This window comes from Streptomyces sp. NPDC053665 (assembly GCF_055585285.1).
Map to the genome: position 1 here is coordinate 1 of NZ_JBVJKK010000019.1, position 1,029 is coordinate 1,029.

Consider the following 1,029-nt stretch of genomic DNA (forward strand, 5'->3'; position numbering starts at 1 on the left):
GCGGACGGTGTTGAGGCGGGTGATCAGCGGGGCGATGCTGCGTCCCTCGCGTTCGGCCGCCTCCCAGTCGCGGGGCCGCAGCTGGTACTTCTCCGAGTCCAGGTACTCCTCGCTGCCCTCCTTCAACGGCGTGTTCTCGCACAGCTCGTAGCCGGAGTAGATGCCCCAGGTCGGCGAGAGCGTCGCGGCGAGCACCGCCCGCACCTCGAAGGCCGGCCGGCCGCCGTGCTGGAGGTAGGCGTGCAGGATGTCGGGGGTGTTGGCGAAGAAGTTCGGCCGCATGTAGGAGGCCGCCTCGCCCGACAGCTCCGTCAGGTACTCCGTCAGCTCCTGCTTGGTGTTGCGCCAGGTGAAGTACGTGTACGACTGCTGGAAACCGATCTGCGCCAGGGTGTGCATCATCGCCGGCCGGGTGAACGCCTCGGCCAGGAAGATCACATCCGGGTCGGTGCGGTTGACGTCCGCGATCACCCGCTCCCAGAACACCACCGGCTTGGTGTGCGGGTTGTCCACCCGGAAGATCCGCACCCCCGCGTCCATCCAGTGCCGCAGCACCCGGCACGTCTCCGCCACCAGACCGTCCATGTCCGCGTCGAAGGCGATGGGGAAGATGTCCTGGTACTTCTTCGGCGGGTTCTCCGCATACGCGATCGTGCCGTCGGGCCGGTGGTGGAACCACTCCGGGTGCTTGTGCACCCACGGGTGGTCCGGCGAGCACTGCAACGCGAAGTCCAGCGCGATCTCCAGCCCCTGCTCCCGCGCCCGCTCGACGAACCACACGAAGTCGTCCATCGTGCCCAGGTCCGGGTGCACGGCGTCGTGGCCGCCCTCGGGCGAGCCGATCGCCCACGGCACCCCCACGTCGTCCGGACCGGGGGAGAGGGTGTTGTTCTTGCCCTTGCGGAAGGTGGTGCCGATGGGGTGGATCGGCGGCAGGTAGACCACGTCGAACCCCATCGCCGCGATCGCCGGCAACCGCCGCGCCGCCGTGCGGAACGTGCCGTGCGGCCGCTCGGCCGTGCCCTCCGA

Annotated in this window: 1 pseudogene; it reads right to left on the reverse strand. The window is 69.3% G+C overall.

Features of this window, described 5'->3' with window-relative positions:
* Window positions 1-1,029 (reverse strand): annotated as a pseudogene (locus ACZ6ZN_RS33100) (alpha-1,4-glucan--maltose-1-phosphate maltosyltransferase); the annotation flags it as partial.